Origin of the sequence: Rhodovulum tesquicola (genome assembly GCF_024128855.1) — a bacterium.
GTDB lineage: Bacteria > Pseudomonadota > Alphaproteobacteria > Rhodobacterales > Rhodobacteraceae > Rhodovulum > Rhodovulum tesquicola.
On the sequence record NZ_JAMYDV010000075.1, the window covers coordinates 1 to 255 of the forward strand.

A 255-nucleotide genomic window follows, 5' to 3' on the forward strand; every position below is an offset into this window, starting at 1 on the left:
CGGTCGGCGCGATGTCCGAGATCAAGCGCTCGTCCGACGAGATCAGCCAGATCATCGGGGTGATCGACGACATCGCCTTCCAGACCAACCTTCTGGCGCTGAACGCGGGCGTCGAGGCGGCGCGGGCGGGCGAGGCCGGGCGCGGCTTTGCCGTCGTGGCCTCGGAGGTGCGGGCGCTGGCGCAGCGCAGCTCGGACGCGGCCAAGGAGATCAAGACGCTGATCGGCACCAGTTCCGAGCAGGTCGAGCAGGGTG

1 protein-coding gene is annotated in these 255 nt (G+C 69.8%); it reads left to right on the forward strand.

Features of this window, described 5'->3' with window-relative positions; all coding sequences use genetic code 11:
• The coding region (locus NHN26_RS17435; RefSeq protein ID WP_253090555.1) for a methyl-accepting chemotaxis protein at window positions 1-255 on the forward strand (255 nt) is incomplete at both ends.